Annotated in this window: 16 protein-coding genes and 1 pseudogene; 11 read left to right on the top strand and 6 right to left on the bottom strand. The window is 55.4% G+C overall.

Going from position 1 to position 18,419, the window contains the following annotated elements:
- Positions 1-115 precede the first annotated feature (115 nt).
- From ABWH92_RS14050 to ABWH92_RS14040, 3 genes are read left to right on the top strand one after another with little or no spacing between them, the layout of a single operon-like run.
- Positions 116-919, top strand: a complete 804-nt coding sequence (locus tag ABWH92_RS14050) for a BtpA/SgcQ family protein (protein WP_375569364.1) — start codon at positions 116-118, stop codon at positions 917-919.
- Positions 919-2,010 (top strand): M42 family metallopeptidase, encoded by a 1,092-nt coding sequence (locus ABWH92_RS14045; RefSeq protein WP_375569362.1) that lies wholly within the window; start codon positions 919-921, stop codon positions 2,008-2,010. Before ABWH92_RS14050 ends, ABWH92_RS14045 begins: the two co-directional genes overlap by 1 nt.
- Positions 2,007-3,500, top strand: a complete 1,494-nt coding sequence (locus tag ABWH92_RS14040) for an FGGY-family carbohydrate kinase (protein WP_375569360.1) — start codon at positions 2,007-2,009, stop codon at positions 3,498-3,500. The genes ABWH92_RS14045 and ABWH92_RS14040 overlap by 4 nt, the downstream gene beginning before the upstream one ends.
- 8 nt (positions 3,501-3,508) lie before the next feature.
- Here ABWH92_RS14040 and ABWH92_RS14035 read toward each other — a convergent pair whose 3' ends face one another.
- The 3 genes from ABWH92_RS14035 to ABWH92_RS14025 form a co-directional block, all read right to left on the bottom strand.
- The gene (locus ABWH92_RS14035) at positions 3,509-4,426 is read right to left on the bottom strand and encodes a carbohydrate ABC transporter permease (RefSeq protein WP_375569358.1); all 918 of its coding nucleotides are present in this window, start codon (positions 4,424-4,426) and stop codon (positions 3,509-3,511) included.
- An 8-nt stretch (positions 4,427-4,434) separates the two neighbouring features.
- A complete protein-coding gene (locus ABWH92_RS14030; protein WP_375569356.1) occupies positions 4,435-5,541 on the bottom strand; it encodes a carbohydrate ABC transporter permease in 1,107 nt (368 codons plus the stop codon).
- 81 nt (positions 5,542-5,622) lie between these two features.
- On the bottom strand, positions 5,623-7,293 hold the full coding sequence (locus ABWH92_RS14025) for a twin-arginine translocation signal domain-containing protein (protein ID WP_375569354.1): 1,671 nt from the start codon (positions 7,291-7,293) through the stop codon (positions 5,623-5,625).
- A 329-nt stretch (positions 7,294-7,622) separates the two neighbouring features.
- Between ABWH92_RS14025 and ABWH92_RS14020 the strand changes: the two genes are divergently transcribed.
- From ABWH92_RS14020 to ABWH92_RS13995, 6 genes and pseudogenes are all read left to right on the top strand, one after another.
- Positions 7,623-8,672, top strand: a complete 1,050-nt coding sequence (locus ABWH92_RS14020; protein ID WP_375569352.1) for an ABC transporter ATP-binding protein — start codon at positions 7,623-7,625, stop codon at positions 8,670-8,672.
- Entirely contained in the window at positions 8,669-9,316 is a 648-nt protein-coding gene (locus tag ABWH92_RS14015; protein WP_375569350.1) for an SGNH/GDSL hydrolase family protein, read from the top strand. The genes ABWH92_RS14020 and ABWH92_RS14015 overlap by 4 nt, the downstream gene beginning before the upstream one ends.
- A 21-nt stretch (positions 9,317-9,337) precedes the next feature.
- A complete protein-coding gene (locus ABWH92_RS14010) occupies positions 9,338-9,790 on the top strand; it encodes an RbsD/FucU family protein (RefSeq protein WP_375569348.1) in 453 nt (150 codons plus the stop codon).
- A gap of 10 nt (positions 9,791-9,800) precedes the next feature.
- Positions 9,801-10,733, top strand: a complete 933-nt coding sequence (locus tag ABWH92_RS14005; RefSeq protein ID WP_375569346.1) for a ribokinase — start codon at positions 9,801-9,803, stop codon at positions 10,731-10,733.
- Between the two features lie 11 nt (positions 10,734-10,744).
- On the top strand, positions 10,745-11,497 hold the full coding sequence (locus ABWH92_RS14000) for an SDR family oxidoreductase (protein WP_375574254.1): 753 nt from the start codon (positions 10,745-10,747) through the stop codon (positions 11,495-11,497).
- A gap of 6 nt (positions 11,498-11,503) precedes the next feature.
- Positions 11,504-13,154, top strand: a pseudogene (locus ABWH92_RS13995) (thiamine pyrophosphate-binding protein).
- Here ABWH92_RS13995 and ABWH92_RS13990 read toward each other — a convergent pair.
- The gene (locus ABWH92_RS13990; protein WP_375569344.1) at positions 13,151-14,584 is read right to left on the bottom strand and encodes an FAD-binding oxidoreductase; all 1,434 of its coding nucleotides are present in this window, start codon (positions 14,582-14,584) and stop codon (positions 13,151-13,153) included. The pseudogene ABWH92_RS13995 and the gene ABWH92_RS13990 overlap by 4 nt on opposite strands.
- Before the next feature lie 198 nt (positions 14,585-14,782).
- Here ABWH92_RS13990 and mgtE point away from each other — a divergent pair, with 198 nt between their 5' ends.
- Positions 14,783-16,195, top strand: a complete 1,413-nt coding sequence (gene mgtE / locus ABWH92_RS13985) for a magnesium transporter (protein WP_375569342.1) — start codon at positions 14,783-14,785, stop codon at positions 16,193-16,195.
- Between the two features lie 6 nt (positions 16,196-16,201).
- On the opposite strand, the gene ABWH92_RS13980 is transcribed toward mgtE, so the two are convergent.
- Positions 16,202-16,675, bottom strand: a complete 474-nt coding sequence (locus tag ABWH92_RS13980) for a methyltransferase family protein (protein ID WP_375569341.1) — start codon at positions 16,673-16,675, stop codon at positions 16,202-16,204.
- A 184-nt stretch (positions 16,676-16,859) separates the two neighbouring features.
- Here ABWH92_RS13980 and ABWH92_RS13975 point away from each other — a divergent pair, with 184 nt between their 5' ends.
- Positions 16,860-17,228, top strand: a complete 369-nt coding sequence (locus tag ABWH92_RS13975; protein ID WP_375569339.1) for a hypothetical protein — start codon at positions 16,860-16,862, stop codon at positions 17,226-17,228.
- Here ABWH92_RS13975 and ABWH92_RS13970 read toward each other — a convergent pair.
- On the bottom strand, positions 17,197-18,138 hold the full coding sequence (locus ABWH92_RS13970) for a DMT family transporter (protein WP_375569337.1): 942 nt from the start codon (positions 18,136-18,138) through the stop codon (positions 17,197-17,199). The genes ABWH92_RS13975 and ABWH92_RS13970 overlap by 32 nt on opposite strands.
- Between the last annotated feature and the right edge of the window lie 281 nt (positions 18,139-18,419).

Raw genomic sequence — 18,419 nt, 5'->3', positions numbered from 1 at the left:
TGTGGTCAATTGCATCAAAGTCTCCCGCATTGCTAACATGCTAGTATAAACAGTCGGGCGCGCCTACCGTTTTGTGAGCAGTCGCGCGAGAGAGAAGCCGAGAAAAGGACGTCACATGGATCGTTTCACCCAAACCTTTGGTAGCCAAAAGCCGGTGATCGCGATGGTCCATCTCGGTGCTCTTCCAGGCTCACCACTTTATGATGCTGAGGGCGGGCTTACCAAGCTGCTTACCGATGCGCGAAAGGATCTTCAGGCGCTTCAAGAGGCCGGTTTCGACGCAATCATGTTTGGCAATGAAAATGATCGCCCATACGCCTTTGATGTCGATACGGCATCCACAGCAACCATGGCCGCGATTGTTGGCGCTTTGAAACCCGAGATCACGAGGCCCTTTGGCGTCAACGTGCTCTGGGACCCTATGGCAACGGTTGCGTTGGCAGCAGCAACGGGCGCAAGTTTCTGTCGTGAGATTTTCACCGGAACTTATGCCAGCGATATGGGCGTTTGGGCTCCAGATGCGGGAAAGGCTCTGCGTTACCGCGATGGGTTGGGACGCAAAGACCTTTTGATGCTTTACAATGTATCTGCAGAGTTTGCTGACAGCCTGGATCGACGTCCTTTGCCGGATCGCGCGCGTAGTGCTGTTTTTTCTTCCATCCCAGATGCGGTTCTTGTTTCCGGTCAAATCACGGGTGAAGCTGCGCGTATGGAGGACCTAGAGGGTGTGAAGAACGCTTTGCCTGATACGCCCGTTCTTGCAAACACGGGAGTGAAACACGACACGGTCGCCGATGTGCTTGCCATCGGCAATGGCTGTGTTGTTGGGTCTGCTCTGAAGGTGGATGGGCATACTTGGAACGCCGTTGACCCAGATCGGGCAAAAGACTTCATGGATCGCGCAAGGAAAGCGCGCTGATGAGCATTCGTGATGATCTTGAAGCACTGATGGTGATACCGGGGCTCTCGGGTCATGAGGAGCGCGTTGCCAAAGCCATCCGGAAACGTTTGGACGGCTACGGCCTGACGCATCGAACCGATCGATTGGGCAACGTCATTGCCACTTTACAAGGTGACGATGCCGCGCCATCCATACTGCTTTTCACCCATATGGATCAGCTGGGCTTCATCGTTCGCAAAATCACAGATGATGGGTTCATCAAAGTCGAACGTCTTGGCGGTGTTCCCGAGCGAGCATTGGCTGCGCAGTCGGTTCTTTTGTGCGTGGGTGAGGGCAAAGATGTCCCGGGGGTCATTGCGAACAAGGCCCATCACGCAACGGCGCCAGATGAGAAATATCATGTGGTGCGCGCACCTGATCTGGTGATTGATGCGGGTTTCACCAGCAAAAAGGATGCTGAACACGCCGGCATCCAAATCGGTACACCCGTCGTCTACAAACCTCAGGTCAACGTGATGGGCGAGAACCGGATCGTTGGCACAAGCGTTGATGACAGAGCAGGGTGCGCGGTGCTGCTGGCAGTCGCCAGGGCTTTGAGCCATCGTGTTGGTGGACCAACCGTACACTTGTTGTTTTCCGTTCAAGAAGAGTTCAATTTGCGCGGCGCAGTGGTGGCAGCTCAACGGCTGATGCCAGACATTGCCATTCAGGTTGACTTGATGCTGGCCAGCGACACGCCAGACATGGCTGATCGTGGTGACATGGAACTAGGTGGTGGGCCCGGTATCAGTCTCTATTCTTTTCATGGCCGCGGAACGCTAAACGGCGTCATCCCGCACCCTGCCATGGTTCGCTTGATTGAGGATGTGGCAATGGCCAACGGTATTCCTCTTCAACGCTCAGCCCAGGTTGGTGTACTGACCGACCTGTCGTACGTTCAGTTGCTTGGCGATGGCGTGGCAAGCATCGATGTCGGATTTCCGATGCGCTATTCACACTCAGCCAATGAGATGTGCGATGTGTGCGACTTGGAAGCACTTCAGAGGCTTCTGACACACGCGATCAGTGCCGTTGGCCCAGACTTTCCCTTATCACGAGAGATCTCATGACCAGTTACACTCTGGGTGTCGACATCGGCACCTTTGAATCCAAAGGCGTGCTGGTTGATGAAACGGGCGGGATTGTTGCTCAGGCCACCAACCCTCACAAAATGCTTGTCCCTCAAGCTGGTTGGGCGGAGCATCACCCTGATGAAGACTGGTGGGGAGACTTCGTGCGCATCACGAAGACTCTTTTAAAGGAAAGTGGTGTCGACCCGGCAGCCATCAAAGCGGTTGCGACATCTGCCATTGGACCGTGCATGCTGCCGGTGGACGCCGATGGCACGCCGCTTATGAACGGTGTGCTTTATGGTGTGGACACCAGAGCAAGCAAGGAGATCAACGATCTCAACGCCAAGCTTGGTGAAGAGGCAATTCTCGCTCATTCAGGCAATGCTCTGACATCCCAGGCCGTTGGACCAAAAATCCTCTGGTTCAAGCGCAACCATCCTGATCTTTGGGCCAGAACTCACAAAATCCTGACCGCCACAAGTTACCTGACTTTCAAATTGACCGGGCGGTTTGTGATCGACCACTACACGGCGCCGAACTCTGCTCCGCTTTACGACATCAAACAGCAAGCCTGGTCGGACGCTTTGAAGTCCGATATCTGCCCGCTGGCGATGCTCCCTGATCTGATGTGGTCGACAGAGATTGCGGGCAAGGTTACGCCGCAAGCCGCTGAAGCGACGGGCCTCGCGGAAGGTACGCCTGTTACCTGTGGCACCGTTGATGCTGCAGCAGAGGCAGTCAGCGTTGGAACGCTCAACCCTGGCGATATGATGATGATGTATGGATCCACCATCTTCATCATCACAGTGACCGAAAATCAGCTTTCTGACCCGCGACTGTGGCACGCGCCCTGGCTCTTTGAGGGCGAATACGCGGCAATGGCCGGCCTGGCGACATCAGGAACTCTGACACACTGGTTTCGTGACCAATTCGCTAAAGACCTCTCCAAAGAGGAAGCCTTTTCGGTACTCGCAGCTGAAGCCAGCGCATCGCCGGCAGGCGCAAAAGGCTTGCTGTGCCTGCCTTACTTCTCTGGTGAACGCACCCCAATCCATGACCCTAAAGCCAAGGGGGTGTTTTTTGGCCTCGATCTTACGCATTCGCGTGGAGACCTTTATCGCGCGGTCATTGAGGGCATCGCGATGGGCACGCGCCATGTGACAGATACCTATGCCGAGGCTGGACAAGTGCCACAGCGGTTGCTCGCGGTCGGCGGTGGCACCAAGAATGAACTGTGGTTACAAGCAACCTCAGACCTCACAGGCCTAGACCAAGTCGTATGTTCGATCACCACTGGAGCAAGTTACGGCAATGCGTTTCTTGCCAGAATGGCTTTGGGCGATGTCATAAAAGCCGACCTGCCCGATTGGAACTCGGCTGAACGCACAGTGAAATCGGTCAGGCATGCTGCGCACGACAAACACTATCCTTTGTTCAAAGCGCTCTATGAGCAGACAAAAGATATTGCTTACGGTTTGCAGGCCTAGCCGGCGAGCTACTTAACGGCGCCTGCGGCCATGCCTTTGATGATGAACCGCTCAAGAGCGATGCCGATAACAATCAGCGGAAGAATAGCCGCGAATGACAAAGCGGCCATCGACCACCAACTGATCCCTTGAGACCCGGTCTGGCTGGCCACCATCACCGGCAGTGTGTTGGCGTGGGTGGAGGTGAGCAGAGCTGCAAAAAAGTACTCGTTCCACGTCAAAACCAAAGACAAGATGAAGGCTGCCACCATGCCGGGCAGGGCGATTGGCAAGATGATGGTCGCAAATGCGCGCCAAATCGAAAGCCCGTCCACCAAGGCTGCCTCCTCCAGCTCAGTTGGAATTCCAGCAAATTGATCACGCATGATCCAAATGACGATTGGCAGGACTGTGAGCGTGTAAAGCAGGATGAGACCGATGCGGGTATCCAGCAAATCAAGCTCCCGGTAGAGCACCAGGAACGGCAAGGCCAAAACAACTGGCGGAAGAATGAGCTGCGACAAGAAGAAAAACGAGATGTCTTGGTTGCGCATAAAACCGAACTTGAAGGAAAAACGCGACAGCCCGTAAGCGGCCAAGCTGCCGAGCACCACCGCCAAGGTCGAAGCTGATAGCGATGTGATCACTGAGTTAAAAAATCGCTGTAAAAACTGCTCTCTAACTGTTGATTCTGCTAGGATAGTTTCTGGAGAAAGACCGAGAGAGCGCCAGCCCAACCAAGCGGGTCGATAGTCAACCCAAGGGATCATGTTGCCGCGCATAACGTCGGGCGCCATCTTAAAGGATGTGGTGATCGTCCAATAAATCGGGAACAGGCAAACAATCGCCCAAACGATCAGGATGCCATAAAGCAGAGCCTTGGACGTGAACCATTTTGCCCGGTGGGCCAGGTCACTTTCGCTATCGTGAAAGATTTGCTCGCTCATCATCCCACCTAGTGCTGCGGTCGCATCCAGCGATCGGCAAGCTTCATGAGGATCGTCATCGCGATCACGATCAGCACCAAGTAAAACATGGCAAGCATGGTGCCGTAGCCAACATTGGAGCGATCGCGGTACTCGCGGAAAATGAAGCTCGTCACGCTGTCGGTAGCGCCACCTGGGCCACCGGACGTTACATTGATGATGATATCGGCAAGCTTCAGCTTGAAAATGATACGGATCAGGATGGCCGTAATGGAAACTGGCAGCATCAGCGGGAAGGTGACTTCCCAAAAGCCGCGCCAGCCTGATGCCCCGTCTACCTTTGCAGCCTCTTGGACCTCTTTTGCGATAGCCTGAAGGCCAGCCAAGATCATGATCATCATGAAGGGGATGAATGTCCACGCATCCATGATCATGATTGTTAGACGCGCCAGCTCTGGGTTGCCAAAGAACGAGACATTATCGACACCAATCTCACGCAAAAACCGCGAAATTGGTCCGAAGCGCACCTCCAGCATCGACTTGCCAATCATCCAGCTCACGGCCACCGGCGACAGCATGAGGGGCAGAAGGAATGCAACACGGAAAAACTTGCGCGCTTTGATCTGGCTGTTGAGAAGCAGCGCCAAGCCGAAGGCAATGGCATACTCCACCAAGATCGCTAGCGTGTACCAAACCATGTTGGTGAGAGCATTCCAGTAGAACGGGTCTGCCCACATTTGCCGGACATTGTCCCAACCGTTGAACTGGCGGCCGTCAGGTGACGAAAGGTTCCAATCGGAAAAGGCAATCACCAAGCCAAAGAGCAAAGGAAAGACCACCATTGAGACAACAAACAAGGTGGCTGGGAGTACAAACAGCACGCGCTTGCCTTGTTCACCGCGCACAAGAACCTGGCCCGCGCACAAACATATCGCCCACAAAACATAGGCATAGAGGGTAGGGCGCCAAGTTTCGAACGTTTGATCGATCTGTCCGATAACACCAAGTGTTTGAAAGGCCGCAACGATCACCAGCAAGCCAAACGAGCCCCATATGATGAAGCGACCAAACGCAGCGCGTTGGGCCGAAATATCATCATTGGTGACAACGTGAAGAAGATCGCCTTGTGCGGACAAAGAGCTAGGCCTCACACATATGTGCCCGGTGGGGCGGAAGGGGTCTGGCGGGACAAAACCCGCCAGACCATTCTCTGGTTGCTACAAGCCGAGCGAGGCTCGGTACAGCGCAATCTGGCTTTCGCGGCCAATTTGATCGGTGATCCGCTCCCAGGCCGCGGCGATAGCATCGGCTGTTTCTTGTGCACTTGCGTACTCACCGGCAAAGCCTTTGGCCAACTCGTCTTCCGCCACTGAATAGTATTGGAAGATGCCCGGAATCCGCGGCTCAATGGCCGCATTCGGGTGATTGTAGCTATCAAGGTTGGAGCCAAGATAGTCTTCCACAAATGGGCGGTCATAGCCGGCAGCTTCCCACTCATCGAACTGGAAGTGTGAGTTGCGATAAGGCTGGAAGCCGGACGGATATGCTGATGCCCACAAGGACAGGTCCTTGCCGCCCAGATGCGCCGCAGCCGACCAAGCAGCCTTGCGTTTAAGGTCATCACCCTCAACACGGTTGGTAACGTAGACGCCCCAACCAATGTAGGCATTGTTTGGCGAGACGTTTGCCGAGTCTTCCCACGCGCCAGTCACTGAGTTGTAGACCCGTGATGTGCCTGGGTTGATGTCAAAGCCGACAACGTCGCCAACCACCGAAGAGTCAGATGTGCGTGCGTTGGACCCCACATCACCCCACCAGTTGAGCATGGCGCCTGTGCCAGCCAAGAACTGCTGGAACGCAGTCGTGCCAGGATCAGCATTGATCTGATCAGCCGGATAAGCGCCAGGGGTTTCGATGAGATCCATCACATCCTGGATTGCCTGAACCCAGCCAGGATTGTTGACCCGCGGTTCCATGGTTTCTGGATCAAAGAGCCAAGCCGGATCATCAGGGTGTTTGACGTAGGGAGCGGCGCGGTTTTCCAGAAAGTAGAAGCCAAAGCCGCCCCAACCTTTAAGCGGGTCAAGATAACCATGCGCGTCAAGGCCTGTCAGCGGATCGGTCTTGCCTGCCAAGAATTTCGAATGGGCGTTGACCATCTCCCATGTTGTTGGCTGCTCCCATGCGCTGTCATTGCCAGCGTCCGCCCATGCTTGAGCCAGTTCTTCACTCTCGTAATAGTCTTTGCGGAAAGCGAAGGTGTGGCAGTCACCATCAATAGAGACGCGATACGTCTTGCCATCCCAAGTTCCAACAGGCGCTTTGAGATAGTCGACATAGTCGTCCATATCGATCAGCTCAGCGACCCAATCTGGCATTTCGTTCAGAAGGCCACGGCCCGCTGTATCGCCTTCGAAGGGAGCGCCCATCTCCAGAATGTCAAAGTCGACGGTACCGGTGGCAATGGACTGTTGCAGACGAGCGTTGTAATCGGCCTGCGCTAGATCGATCCAATTGATCGTTGCTCCCGTGTACTCTTCCCAAGACCGCAAGAAGCCGCGGAACAAGAAGTTGTGCAGGTTCTGGTTGTTGAGACCCATAAAGGTCAGCTCAACGCCTTCAAACTCTCCTTCAGCAACAGTCTCGCGCGTGCCGCCCAAGCAAAGCTCGCCAACCCGCTGCCAATCAGCATCGGTGGGCGAACCTCTGCCGACGCCTGGGATTTGCAGGATCTGCGCGCGCACATCGTCCATAGCGAAGGCTTTGGTGGCGCCCATGACGCCGGTGCCCGAAATGGCTGCTGCACCGGCGATTGCCGTTGAGCCCTGAAGGAAACGCCGCCGCGTCAGCCCGTTCTTCAAGGCATAGTTGTACAGATCAACTTTCATTGAGGTTCCTCCCATGATGTGACCGCGATGTTTCAACGGCCAACTGGCTGCCCTTTTGGGCTTATTCGATTGCCATTTTGGAGCGCCAACGGCGTCGCAAACAGGCTTTAATTGGATGTATGAACCTGGCTCCAAATGATCCGGTTCATGCGATAACATCGCGGACTGTCTCAACCTTAGCGAGCCGAGTCAAGCCGCTAACATGTTAGCATGTCGACAATGGACATGGGGGCGAGCTTCGGCTAGGTCTTGCCGAAAGATGTGCGGAAAAACGCACCGAGACCGCCCCCTACAAAACTGGGCGACAGAAGGCTGGGAGCTTGCAAAACATGGCCGAAGTGACTGTCCGCGATGTGCGCAAAAACTACGGGCAAGTGGAAGTTCTGCACGGCATCGACGTTGATATCGATGATGGCCAGTTTGTGGTTCTCGTCGGCCCGTCAGGCTGCGGGAAGTCCACACTCCTTCGTATGATCGCGGGGCTTGAGGGCATAACCGGCGGCACCATTCAAATCGGTGAGCAGGTGGTGAACAATCTTCCACCGGCCAAACGCGACATCGCGATGGTTTTCCAAAACTACGCCCTCTATCCGCACAAAAGCGTCGCTGCAAACATGGGTTTTGCCTTAAAGATGCAGGATATGCCCAAGGCGGAAATCGACGAACGGGTGAACCGCGCTGCGGACATATTGGGGTTGCAGCCCTACCTGAAACGCTACCCGCGTGAGCTCTCTGGCGGACAACGCCAGCGTGTGGCTATGGGGCGGGCTATCGTTCGCGATCCGCAGGTCTTCTTGTTTGACGAGCCGCTGTCCAACCTCGATGCCAAACTGCGCGTTCAGATGCGTTCGGAGATTCGCGAGCTTCATCAGCGTTTGAAAACCACAACCGTTTACGTGACCCACGACCAGATTGAGGCCATGACCATGGCTGACAAGATTGTTGTCATGCGTGATGGTCACGTAGAGCAAGTTGGCGCGCCTTTGGAACTCTATGACAAGCCTGCCAATACCTTTGTGGCTGGTTTTATCGGCTCGCCCTCTATGAACCTCATCGATGGCAAAATTGATGGATCGAAGTTCGTGTCCAATGGCATGCACTTCGATATAAGTGAGACAGCCAATGGACATGACGGCAAAGCGGTGACCGTTGGTTTGCGCCCCGAACACCTCGCTCTGGCTGATGGTGGGTTTGAGGCGAAGGTCGCCATTGTGGAACCAACAGGATCTGAAACCCACCTGGTCTCACGCGTTGGTGATAAGGAAATTGTCAGCATTGTGCGCGAGCGCCATCAATTCTCGGTCGGGCAAAGCATCACTCTTCGCCCTGATCCCAGCACGATCCATCTTTTTGATGCTCAATCTGGGGCTCGGCTTTGACGCCAAAAACACTTCTTTGTTTCGGTGACAGCAACACGCACGGCACAATGCCTATGACGTCGCTGTCAGACACTCGTCGGTTTCAAATCAGCAGTCGTTGGCCGTCCGTGATGGCAAAGGCCCTTGGTGAGGGATGGCATGTTCTTGCCGAAGGGCATCCAGGTCGTACCAGCGTACATGACGATCCAATTGAAGGCGCCCACAAAAACGCGCGCCGAACCCTTCTGGCCGTGCTTGAAAGCCATCGCCCGATCAATCTGGTGATCATCATGCTCGGCACCAACGATTTGAAATCAAGGTTTCAGGTCAATGCACTGGAAATCGCCTTAGGGGTTGAGAAGCTGGTGCACACAGTTCGCACATCACCCTGTGGGGTAGATCAGGGCGCACCAGATGTTCTTGTGGTTGCACCACCACCTCTTAACAATGCCGGTGTCTTGATGGATTTCTTTGAAGGCGGTGTCGAGAAATCCATCGGTTTCGCACAGACATTTGCCGCCATGGGCGAGCGCGTTGGCGTTCCTGTTTGGAACGCTGGCAGCGCTTGTTCTATGTCGCAGATCGACGGTATTCACCTGGATGAAGATGGACACACAGCGCTTGGGTTAGCCCTTGCAACTGAGGTGAAGAAGCTTGGTCATTAAGAGACAAAAAGGGAGATTGCGATGCTCAAAGGGATAGACCCGCGCCTCAATGCTGAGGTGCTCTACACGTTGGCCGCCATGGGCCATGGTGATACGTTAATCATCTCAGACACCAATTTTCCTGCCGACTCCATTGCGCGGCAAACGGTCGTTGGTGACTTGCTACGCATTGGCAACGTAACGGCCGGTGAGGCCGTTGAAGCCGTGCTATCTGTCTTCCCCCTCGATACATTTGTCGATGATTTTGCAGGGCGTATGGAGATCGTCGGCGAGCCGGACACCATCCCTCCCGTGCAAGAGGAGGTGCAGGCGGCCATTGATGCAGCCGAGGGAAGTCATCGGCCGATTGTCAGTGTTGAGCGTTTTGCCTTTTATGACATGGCTAAAGACGCTTATGCCGTCATCCAGACAGGCGAACGGCGTTTTTACGGCTGCTTTATGCTGCGCAAAGGCGTGATACCGCCGGAAGCTTAAGGAGATCGGCATGGCAAATGTTGTCATTTTGGGCGTGTTCGTCGCCGATACCGCCTACAGAGCACCACGCCAACCCAAGATGGGTGAGACAATACTCGGTGAGAGCTTTGCACTCGGCCCAGGTGGAAAAGGCTCCAACCAGGCCGTAGCCGCAGCCATGGCAGCAGGTGGTGGTAACGTCTCGGCACACTTCATTACCAAGCTTGGCCAAGACCCTTTTGCCGACATGGCGTTGACCACTTGGCAGAAGGCTGGCGTGAAGCCTGCAATCTCTCAACACGCTGACAGCTACACCGGTGCGGCTTACATCTTTGTTGAGTCAGGGACGGGCAACAATGCCATCATTGTATCGCCGGGTGTCGCACGAACCATCAGCCCAACCGACATTGACTCGCATAGCGACCTTGTTGGGTCGGCCTCGGTTTTCGTAACGCAGTTGGAGCAGCCGATGGACGCGGCGGTGCGGGCGCTTGAGATCGCGAAAAAAGGCGGCGCGCGTACTGTGCTCAACCCAGCGCCAGCCGATACGCTGCCCGATGGCATGTTGGCGCTGTGCGACTTCGTAACCCCCAATGAGTCTGAGGCAGAGGCTTTGGTCGGTCATCCAGTTGTCTCAGTCGATGATGCTCGTGCGGCCTCAAAACTGCTTCGCGACCAAGGGGCAGGGGCTTCCATTATCACGCTAGGTGAACAGGGTGCGCTCTATGATGACGGTACCGTCAGCGAACATGTTCCCGCGTTCAGTGCAGGGGCCGTGGTTGAAACCACAGGTGCAGGCGATGCGTTCAATGGCGGCTTTGCTGTCGCCATTGCCGAGGGTCAAGACCCTGTATCAGCGGTGCGCTTTGGCTGTGCGACGGCAAGCATATCCGTCACGCGTGCCGGTACCGCGCCGTCCATGCCCTCGCGCGCTGAGATCAACGCGCTGCTCAACTCAGCTTAGGACAACCAAAAATTATGGGACGATTGAAGGGCAAAACCTGCCTGGTGACAGCAGCAGGGCAAGGTATCGGTAAAGCGACGGCTCTCGCGATGGCAAAGGAGGGGGCCAGTGTTGTCGCAACTGATATCAATGAGGGCGCTTTTCCTGATCTTGAGGCAGCAGGGTGTCAAACGCACGTCTTGAATGTGCGTGAACCGGACAGCATAGCCAGAACGCGTGAAGCCATTGGCACACCGGATGTTTTGTTCAACTGTGCGGGCTACGTTGCACACGGCAACATTCTTGATTGCGATGAGGACAGTTGGGCTTTCTCCATTGATCTCAACATGACGGCGATGTTTCGCGTCACCAAAACGTTTCTGCCTGGTATGATTGAGGCAGGTGGTGGCACCATTCTCAACATGTCGTCTGCGGCATCCTCGGTGATCGCTGCCCCCAATCGTTTCGTCTATGGCGCCACCAAGGCGGGTGTTATTGGGATGACGAAGTCGATTGCGGCTGATTTCATTGGACAGGGCATTCGGGCTCACGCCATTTGCCCAGGAACCGTGGAAAGTCCTTCACTGGACGAGCGTATCCGCACGCTTGGCGAAACCATGGGCGGGTATGAAGCAGCCAAGAAGGCTTTTATCAGCCGTCAGCCGATGGGTAGAATTGGCACCGCCGAAGAAGTCGCTGCTTTGGCTGTTTATCTTGCGTCTGACGAAGCGGCTTACACAACCGGAACCATCCACGTGATCGATGGTGGTTGGAGCAATATTTAGAGGGTCATGTCCAACCATACGGTGCACGGTGGAGCAGTCCTGATCAACGCGCTGGTCGCGCAGGGCATTTCGCGTGTTTTCTGTGTTCCGGGTGAGAGCTATCTAGCCGCTTTGGATGCCCTCTTCGACACCAACATTGAAACCATTATTGCGCGCCAAGAAGGCGGCGCAACGATGATGGCTGAGGCCCACGGCAAGCTTACGGGCAAGCCGGGCATAGCATTTGTTACCCGTGGTCCAGGTGCCACCAATGCCGCATCAGGCGTCCACGTGGCGTTCCAAGAACTCCACACCCATGATCCTTTTCATAGGGCAGGTGGCTACCGATCAGCGTGATCGCGAAGCCTTCCAGGAAGTGGACTATCGCGCCATGTACGCGCCGTTGGCCAAGTGGGTGGCGCAAATTGATCGGGTTGATCGCATCGGAGAGTATCTCAGCCGCGCCTTTCAAGTCGCACAATCTGGTCGCCCAGGACCGGTCGTGTTGGCATTGCCCGAAGATGTGCTGTCCGCTCCAGTTGAAAAGCAACCCAAAGCATCCCCGCCAGCGACGCTAGCAGTCGCCGCACCCTCTTCGAGCGAAGTTGACGAGGTGGCTGACTTGCTTAGCCAAGCGCAGCGCCCTTTTGCTATCGTCGGGGGTGGCGGTTGGACTGGGGAAGCCGCCATTGCTCTGGGAGAGTTTGCTCGGCAGGCGCAACTGCCAGTGGGCTCGTCGTTTCGCTGCCAAGACTATCTGGATAACCGGCACCTAAACTATGCAGGCGATGTTGGCATCGCGCCAAACCCGGCCCTGGCCAGAACAATCGAAGAAGCTGACGTCATTCTTGCACTTGGGCCAAGGCTCGGAGAAATGACAACGGGTGGATACACGTTGCTCACGCCCCCAAAAACTCGGCAAAAACTCATTCACGTTCACGCCGACACCAACGAGTTGGGCCGTGTTTTCCATCCAGATATCGCCATTTCCTGTCGACCCGCACAAATGGCCATCGCTCTGGCCGAGAAGACCACTACCCCGAAACATGATCGTTCTTCTTATGTCGAAAGCTGTCGGTCAGCTTACGAGGCATGGCAGAAGCAGCAGCCAACCGTTGGCGACCTGCGTATGGAAGCTGTGATTGGTCACCTTAATGCCGTTCTTCCCGACAACGCGATCATGACCAATGGTGCTGGCAACTATGCTGCGTGGCTGCATCGCTATTTTCGCTACAAAACTTGGCGAAGCCAATTGGCACCAACGTCTGGGTCCATGGGATATGGTTTGCCTGCCGCCATCGCTGCCAAACTGGAAGCCCCAGAGCGCGATGTGATCTGCTTGGCCGGCGATGGTTGTTTGCAAATGGTGATCCAAGAGTTCGGTACCGCCGTCCAGTACGGAGCCAACATTATTGTGCTTGTTGCCAACAACGGTGTTTACGGCACCATCCGCATGCATCAGCACCGCACATATCCAGGACGACCATCTGGCACTGATCTCAAAAATCCTGACTTTGCAGCGCTTGCAGAAGCTTATGGCGGTTACGGAGCAGCTGTGACGCGCGGCGAAGACTTTGTTGCAGCATTTGAAGCGGCACGCGCGGCCAAAGCACCGGCAATCATCGACTTGAAAATCGACCCGCGCGCGGTCTCGCCTCGTATGGTTCTTGCCGACTAGGCAGGAAGGACCTTCCCGGGGTTCATGATATTTTGCGGGTCAAGCGCCTGTTTGATGGCACCCATGACATCGACTGCATCGCCGAGTTCACGACGTAAGTAGGCTGATTTGCCCTGGCCGATACCATGTTCGCCCGTGCAGGTGCCTCCTGCTTCGATCGCCATCTCGTTCAGCCATCCAACATAGGAACGGGCCCGCTTGATCTCATCTTCATTGTCCATGTCAATGAGTGGTAAAACATGAAAGTTGCCATCACCCACATGACCGACAATCGGTGCAATAAAGCCCTCATCCTCAGCGCGCTTTTGCGCCTTTCCGATGCACGCGGCCAGCTGGGATATTGGCACACAGATATCAGTTGAAAGGCCTTTGGCACCCGGCCGCAGCGTCAGGCTTGCCCAATAGGCGTCGTGACGTGCCTGCCAGATTCGTGTCCGCTCTTCGGGACTGTTTGCGGACGGTACGGTGTTGCCGCCATGGTCCTCAACGATTGCTTTGAAAAGCTCTTGATGCTCGGCGACTGCAGTCTCTGATCCATGAAACTCCACCAAAAGCAGCGGGGCCTCATCGAAATTGAGGTTGGAATAATCGTTCATTGCGCGCACGGTCAGTGGGTCGAGCAATTCGATACGCGCTACTGGCACGCCATATTGCATGGTCGCGATGACGGCCTCAGCCGCCTCAGCGATAGTGCCGAAACTCGCCGCCACACTTCCGACAGCCTCCGGGATACCAAAGAGCCGCACTGTGAGTTCCGTGATGATCCCCAGCGTGCCCTCGGATCCAATCAGCAACGATGTGAGATCGTAGCCCGCAGAGCTTTTGCGCGCCCGCTGGCCTGTGCGCACAATACTGCCATTGGGCAATACAGCTTCGACTGAAATTATCATGTTCTTCATTGTGCCATAGCGCACCGCATTGGTGCCCGACGCTCGCGTGGCCGCCATTCCGCCAAGCGTTGCGTCGGCCCCAGGGTCAATTGGGAAAAACAGCCCTTGATCACGCAGCAAGACATTGAGTTGCTTGCGGGTCACACCCGGCTGCACCACGCAGTCAAAGTCATGGGCGTTGATCGCAAGCACCTGATTCATATGGGAAAGATCAACCGACACACCACCCTCAGGCGCATTCACGTGACCTTCCAGCGATGTGCCGACGCCAAACGGGATAACCGGCACGTCGTGAGCGGCACAGGTGCGAACAATGAACGCGACCTCGTCGGTGGACGCAGCAAACGCAACGCCATCCGGTGGCTGATTGGGGATCCATGTTGTTGTGTGGCCATGTTGCTCACGAACCGAATCGCCGATCTGAAAACGGGCACCAAGGCGTTCTGAGAGTGTTCTTGCGACAGTTTCCCAAGCCTCATTGGAGAATCGGCGTAAATCACCCTTAGGGGGTGGAGACGATGACGCTGCTGCAATGGTCATGAAACCTCTGGCTATTTTGAATGAAGCAAACGGCTCGCCGCACTATTGCTTTAAAGTATTGACCATAGGGCCGAATATGCAACCGATTGATTGCCGCGTGCGTTGAGCAATGTCACAACTTAAGACAGCACATCTCAGGCACGCCCAGTCTTTCCGCTCGATCGCAAGTTCCTTGACCAGATAGGACCGCCCACCCCCATGGCACCAGAGCTTGAACCGGCATCCGTTACGGCGGGCCCAGATCTACCGTCCGATGCGATTCGCACAGACGACGACCATTTGTTGCGCGGGTTCGTCTCGGCAATCAAAGAGGCATTGGCCCAAGAAAATGCGGACGAACTGCGTGCACTTACCGACCAGCTCTACGTTTCAGAGGTTGCCGAACTCCTCACCATTCTGACCGATGACGAACGCCCCAGGCTTATCGAACTGATTGGCGAGAGCTTCGACTTTGCAGCCTTGACCGAGGTGGATGAGCAAATCCGCATCGACATTCTTGATGAACTGCCCTTGCACCTCATCGCGGCTGGTTTCGTTGAGCTTGAATCTGACGATGCCGTCTACATACTCGAAGATCTCACCGAGGATGCGCAGGCCGAAATCTTAAGAACGATCCCAACCTTGGATCGTCTCGCTCTGCAACGGGCCCTTGACTATCCCGAGGAGTCAGCCGGCCGACGTATGCAATCCAACTTCATTGCTGTGCCGCCTTTTTGGACGGTTGGTCGCGCCATCGACTACATGCGTGAGGCGAGTGACTTACCAGAAGAGTTCCACGATCTGTTTGTGGTGGACCCGGGATATCGGCTGCTCGGTTTTGTCAAACTCAACCGTATGCTGCGCTCTAAGCGACCCGTGACAATTGACGCTATCATGGACGAGGTCCAAGAGATCAGTGCAGAAACCGACCAAGAGGACGCGGCACGCACCTTTCAAAAGTACGATCTCACCTCCGCCGCTGTCGTGGACAAGGGCGGTCGCTTGGTTGGTGTTCTCACCGTCGATGATATCGTGGACGTTGTTCAAGAAGAGGCCGGTGAGGATATGCTGGCGCTTGCAGGTGTCGGTGATGAAGAAGTGTCGGACAGCGTGCGTGCGATCACGCGCTCTCGCTTGCCTTGGTTGTGCGTGAACCTGGCCACCGCGGTTTTGGCATCACTTGTTATCGGCCTGTTTGACGCAACACTGGAACAGATGGTCGCCCTGGCAATCCTCATGCCTATCGTCGCGTCCATGGGCGGCAATGCCGCAACACAGACCATGACGGTGGCCGTCCGCGCTATCGCAACCCACGATCTTGACCCCTACAATATGGGGCGCGTGGTGTTGCGTGAAACGTACGTCGGTTTGGTCAATGGTGGCGCTTTTGCCTTGCTGATGGGGATCGTTGCCATCGTTTGGTTTGGCAGTGCCGGACTTGGTCTTGTGATCGGCGCAGCGATGGTCGTGAACATGCTGGCCGCTGCTCTTGCTGGTATCTTGATACCGATTGCGTTGGATCGCTTTAAAATCGATCCGGCAATTGCCTCCAGCGTCTTTGTGACAACTGTGACGGATGTGGTAGGCTTTTTTGCTTTTCTCAGCCTGGCCGCGCTTTGGTTTGGTATCTAGAAGCTTCTATAGCCAGCGTCGAACCCGCGCCGCGTAGTTCGGCCATTCTTCAGGAAAGTTGGCAGCCAGATGCGCCTCTTCCCGAGCAATGGCGAAATACCAAATCGTTGCGGCGAGCGCGGGCACCAAAACAACGTGCCAGGGCGATCCGGCTAGAAGTCCAACGCCCGCCAAAATCAGCAAGTTCCCCACATAGATCGGGTTGCGAGAAAACCTAAAAGGGCCTGTCGTCACCAGGTTTCGCGTACCGCGATGGGGAAGTATCGTGGTCTTCGCCCTGCTAAACGTCAGAGACGCCCAGCCGTCCAGGGCCAAGGCACCTGCAATCAAGACAAAACCGGAAAACTGGCTGAGCGGTGTGCGCGACACACCGAACGGAACCAATTCGCGCAACACGAATCCGACGCCGATCATCGCAACGAGCAATAGTGGCGGCCAAGGGAAGCGGTTCGGTCGTTCTTGGATATCCCAATTCGTCATCACATGCCTTTCAGGGCAACAAAAACACTGTCTCGCCAGGGCGCTTGTTGCAGCGCGGCAACACAGTGCTTTTCATAGTCAACAATTGCTGAAGATGCCTAGGATAAATGTTTTCGAAACAGATTGCTGTGATATGTGACGCGCCGCACAGTTTGATACAAAGTCACATGGAATACCTAGCGCCATGCTCAAGCGGATTGCCCTTTTTGTTCTCGCCCACATGGCCTTTTTCGGTGTCGCCGCCGCTATTGTCGCCGCGTCGACCACCAACGCCGACGCACAGCGTAGCGATAACCCCTACGATATGCGCTTTGTGACAACCGAGGAGCAGCCACTAAGAGCTGGCCCTGAGGCGGATAGCGCAGTCTCCGGCACCGTGGCTTCCGGTGTGCGCGACATATCCATGCGTTGGTGCCGTCCGGAGTTTGATTTTCAAGGCTGGATGTTCGGTTCTCCTGGCGCGCAGCAACGTCAGTTGGATGAGCGTGTTTGTGAAATCAATGCGAACGGACAGGTGGGTTTCATTCCTGGATCGGCGCTTCGCGTTCAGTAGCTTGAATTTTTCCGCTTCTTAACCGCGCGACAGCAAGCCCTCCCAATATCAGTCCAAGACCTGCAAGCAGGCTCAGCGGTATCGGCTCCGACAACCAAACGGCAGCTATGGCGACACCAAACACTGGCACCAGGTAAATGCTTAGCCCAAAATAGCTCATGCCAACCGTGCGAATGAGCCTATAGCGCAGCATGTACGCGCCGCCGGTGGTGATTGCTCCTAGATAGAGCGTTGCTAGTATGGCATCTGGGCTGAGGCGCGTGGTTACATCAATGATGTTGGGCATAAGCAGCGGTGTAGCAGCCAGCATCGCAACACTTCCAAAACCCAGAACCAAACTCGCGAGCTGATGTGACGGTAGATCAGTGATGCGTCGCACAAAAACACCCGAAACCGCATAACAAGCACTGGCCAAAAGTGCAGCGGCTTGGGCCAATCTCGCCTCTATGTTGCCACCGGAAAGCCCTGTGAAAGCATCAACACCAAGCACGAGGGCAACACCAGCAAAGCCCACGGCCACACCGGCTACCTTTGGGCCCGACAGCCGATCATCCGTCGTCGTCGCATGGCTCATCAGCAAACCAAACAAAGGCCCGGCACCCATAAGAAGCGCCATCAGCGATGCATTAATGTGCTGCTGTGACCACGAAACCAGGAAAAACGGAATGATCAGGTTGAAAGCACATAGAAAGCCCAAGAGCGCCCAACTGGAGCGTGACGATGGCCATGTCCAACCACGGGCCAGAGCATAGGGAAGAAGAACCGCAAACCCGAGCAGAACACGGGCTAGCACCAGCCCGAACGGGCCAAGCTCAGGCACCGCAATCTTGATTGCGGTAAACGCCGAACCATAGATAGCGGCGAGCAACACGAGCAAAAGCATGTCAGAAGGGGTGGCAATGCGGATCACGCTTGCAGCGTTACCGTTAGTGGACCGTCATGGCAATTGAGCCGCGAAGCGCTCACCATCAACAGCGGAATTGCTGCTATGCAAAATTGATACCTTGCGGCGCGGTAAACAGTTCGTTAATGAGCCGAACGCCCCGCATGCAGTTGTTGTATGCGCGGGTCCTAGTGAGGGCTTTATGATCGATAGTAGTACGGTTTCCTGCTGGTCGGCAGCACGTTGGACAGTGGCTTGTGCTTTGTGCGTCGTTGCACTTGTTTGGTTTTTCGGCGGCTTTGAAACAT

Source organism: Ahrensia marina, assembly GCF_042140245.1.
Classification (GTDB): domain Bacteria; phylum Pseudomonadota; class Alphaproteobacteria; order Rhizobiales; family MH13; genus MH13.
This window is presented reverse-complemented; position numbering and strand designations above follow the sequence as displayed.

Bases quoted from the DNA above. Each gene is read 5' to 3' on its own strand.
- ABWH92_RS14020 (WP_375569352.1), top strand. From the start codon at position 7,623: ATGGCCGAAGTGACTGTCCGCGATGTGCGCAAAAACTACGGGCAAGTG.
- ABWH92_RS14045 (WP_375569362.1), top strand. From the start codon at position 919: ATGAGCATTCGTGATGATCTTGAAGCACTGATGGTGATACCGGGGCTC.
- ABWH92_RS13980 (WP_375569341.1), bottom strand. From the start codon at position 16,675: ATGACGAATTGGGATATCCAAGAACGACCGAACCGCTTCCCTTGGCCG.
- ABWH92_RS14010 (WP_375569348.1), top strand. From the start codon at position 9,338: ATGCTCAAAGGGATAGACCCGCGCCTCAATGCTGAGGTGCTCTACACG.
- ABWH92_RS13990 (WP_375569344.1), bottom strand. From the start codon at position 14,584: ATGACCATTGCAGCAGCGTCATCGTCTCCACCCCCTAAGGGTGATTTA.
- ABWH92_RS14005 (WP_375569346.1), top strand. From the start codon at position 9,801: ATGGCAAATGTTGTCATTTTGGGCGTGTTCGTCGCCGATACCGCCTAC.
- ABWH92_RS14040 (WP_375569360.1), top strand. From the start codon at position 2,007: ATGACCAGTTACACTCTGGGTGTCGACATCGGCACCTTTGAATCCAAA.
- ABWH92_RS13975 (WP_375569339.1), top strand. From the start codon at position 16,860: ATGCTCAAGCGGATTGCCCTTTTTGTTCTCGCCCACATGGCCTTTTTC.
- mgtE (WP_375569342.1), top strand. From the start codon at position 14,783: ATGGCACCAGAGCTTGAACCGGCATCCGTTACGGCGGGCCCAGATCTA.
- ABWH92_RS14025 (WP_375569354.1), bottom strand. From the start codon at position 7,293: ATGAAAGTTGATCTGTACAACTATGCCTTGAAGAACGGGCTGACGCGG.
- ABWH92_RS14035 (WP_375569358.1), bottom strand. From the start codon at position 4,426: ATGAGCGAGCAAATCTTTCACGATAGCGAAAGTGACCTGGCCCACCGG.
- ABWH92_RS14050 (WP_375569364.1), top strand. From the start codon at position 116: ATGGATCGTTTCACCCAAACCTTTGGTAGCCAAAAGCCGGTGATCGCG.